Genomic DNA, 2,721 nt, shown 5'->3' on the forward strand with positions numbered 1-2,721 from the left:
CCTCAGCAGCCAACAGCTTCTTCGTGTACTCCTTATCCATGCCGCACGCCGACGAAAAACCCTATAATACCGCTTATTAAGATGATAAGCGCTAGTAATTTTTTAGAAATTCTCATGGTGTCACCCCCATCCATTGCGGCACTTCATGCTCGTGGCATTCGGTACACATATTCGTAGATGCCTTGTGCTCGTTGTGGCATTCGTCGCAGTATAGCGTAGGACCGTCGTGGACGGAGTTGTGCGGATTAGCCTTAAGCGTATCCATAAATTTAAGCCTCAAAGCGAGCTGCTTTTTGTCGCCGTGGCAGCTGATACAGCCCTTGTCGCCGATACTTTTAAATTTGGACGGATCGCTTCCTTGATTTACGTGGCAATCGACGCAGTCAAACGCCAAATGCTCGTGGTGCGGCTTTAGTTTGTGCTTTGCTCTAAGCTCATCGGAGACGACTATTGTCGTGGCGTTGGCGTCGTTAGCGGACGGCGCGCCGAACAAAGTCGCGATGATACAGCACAGAAACAATGCCGTAAAACTGAAATTCTTCATTTGCAACCTTTTGTAGAAGTGCCTTGCCGGGCCCGCTTTCGCTACCGGCAAGGCTTTAAAGAGCTGGCGCTCAGACCAAATTAGGCGATCTGCTCGCCAGCGATCATTCCGAAAACTATGCAGTCGGTTATCGCAACCGTACCGAGTCTGCTCGCGCCGTGCGTACCGCCGGTGATCTCGCCCGCAGCCCAAAGCCCAGGGATCGGCTTATTGGTTTTAGATGATAAGACCTCGGCTTTGGTATTGATTTTTAGGCCGCCCATAGTGTGGTGAGGCTTCGGCGAGAGGCGGATGACGTAGAAAGGTCCCGCTTCGTTGATCTCGCTAAGCGCGCTTTCTTGCTTGCCGAACTCGTCTTTTTTAGCTTTAACGCCTTCGTTGTATTTTTTGACGCTCTGCTTTAAAGCATCGGCAGGTACGCCGTATTTTTTGGCGATATCGTCGAGCGTAGCGCATTCGCCCACTAGCTTTCCGCTTGCCATGCCTTTAGAAATAACCTCTTCGCTTAGGTCTTTAAACGCCATTTTGGTATCGGCGAAGGTTATCGGATAGGCTTTTGGATCCTCGCGTAAAATTTTAAACTCCGCGTCCGCGCGGGTCTTGCGATCTGCAAGCTCATTCATAAAGCGTTTTCCCGAGGGTGGCCAGGGCCTCGGCCTCGACGTCCACGGCGATGCCGTATTTAAAGGTGCCTTGCTGAGTTAGGATCGGAGCGGTGCCGAAGCCCTTCTCATCGGGGCTCGCCCACGGACCGAACTGGATCCAATCGACCTGCACCGGATACGCGCCGATCTCAAAGGCTTTTAGCAGAACGCCCGCGGTTGCTCCCGCGTGATTTGTGCTATCGACGTCATCAGGGATGCGCGGGTCTTGAAGCTTGCGGAAAATTTTATCGCGGCAAAATCCGCCCGCTGCGAGCACTACGCCTTTTTTGGCTTTGAGCGTCTTTTTGGTGCCGCTTGTGTTTTCAAGATCGTCGCTGTAAAGATTCGGATCAAATTTATACTCCTCGCGGATTACGACGCCCGCTACGCGACCTTCGTCCATTACGAAATCGTCAAATTTTGCGCGGCGGCGAAGCTCGCAGCCCTTATCTTTTAGCGCTTCAAATTTTTCAAGCATCGGCTGGATGTAGCCAGAGCCGCTATCATTCGTCGTTAGCATCGAGCGCGCGACGCTGTGTCCGCCGAAATGCGCGCAGTGATCCATCTTAAATTGCACGCCGCTATCGACGAGGAATTTAAACGCGTCCAAGCCGCGATCGGCTAGGGTGCTTAAAAGCTCGGGGTGGTTGATGCCAAGGCCCGCCTTTAGGCAGTCGTTCATAAATAGTTCTTTGCTGTCTTTAACGCCGGTTTTTTCCTGCACGGGGTTCATCGGTACGCTCATACCGCCGCCGTTGATGACTGAGTTTCCGCCGATACGGCCCATCTTTTCGAGGATCAAGACTTTGTTGCCTTTCTCGGCTGCTTTTAAGCCCGCCGCAAGTCCCGCAAACCCGCTACCGATGATGATTACATCCCACTCCTCGTCAAATTTGACGTCCTTTGCGTCCACTGCGCTTGCTTGTGCATTTACCGCGCCAAGCGCAAGTGCGCCGGCTCCTACCATACCCATTTTCAGTATGTCGCGTCTCTGCATATTTTGCCCCTTTACTTAGATATTTTTTAATCTTAAAGATTAATGTCGTAATTTTATATTAAATCTTTATGTAAGTCAAATGTTATTTGGTATATAATTTAATAGCTAAAGGCTATAAAATTTCAACCGAAGGGGCAAAAAATGAGCCTGCGACATATGGAATTTGCGGTAAAAATTTCGGAGCTTAAAAGCTTTACAAAAGCGGCGAGCGAGCTTGGAATCGCGCAACCGTCGCTTTCAAAGAGCATTATGCTTTTAGAAAAGGAGCTCGGGATCGAAATTTTTGATAGAAAAAACGGCCTTGAGCTTACCTATGCGGGCGAAATTTACATCGCCAGAGCGAAAAATATGCTTAGGCTCAATAAGGAGCTAAATAACGAAATCCGCGGGCTTTCGTCTATCAAGACGGGTAAGCTCGTAATCGGCGCGACCTCGACCAGCTTTAAATTTATCGAAAAGATCATCGCGATGTTTTACAGTAGGTTTTCCAAAGCCGACATCAGGGGCGTGCACGCTCACTCCGAGCCCGCACTCAT

The 2,721-nt window shown here is 50.2% G+C and carries 2 protein-coding genes and 1 pseudogene; 1 reads left to right on the plus strand and 2 read right to left on the minus strand.

The genetic code is table 11. From position 1 onward, the window contains the following. Positions 1 to 112 precede the first annotated feature (112 nt). Entirely contained in the window at positions 113 to 544 is a 432-nt protein-coding gene (locus Q0277_RS03895) for a cytochrome c3 family protein (protein ID WP_297995816.1), read from the minus strand. A gap of 80 nt (positions 545 to 624) precedes the next feature. Continuing rightward, positions 625 to 2,161 (minus strand): annotated as a pseudogene (locus Q0277_RS03900) (flavocytochrome c). 165 nt (positions 2,162 to 2,326) lie between these two features. Here Q0277_RS03900 and Q0277_RS03905 point away from each other — a divergent pair. Further along, a partial coding sequence (locus Q0277_RS03905) for a LysR family transcriptional regulator (protein WP_297995818.1) occupies positions 2,327 to 2,721 on the plus strand: 395 nt, incomplete at its 3' end.

It is taken from the genome of uncultured Campylobacter sp. (genome assembly GCF_938030815.1).
In the GTDB taxonomy this organism is placed as follows: Bacteria; Campylobacterota; Campylobacteria; order Campylobacterales; family Campylobacteraceae; genus Campylobacter_B.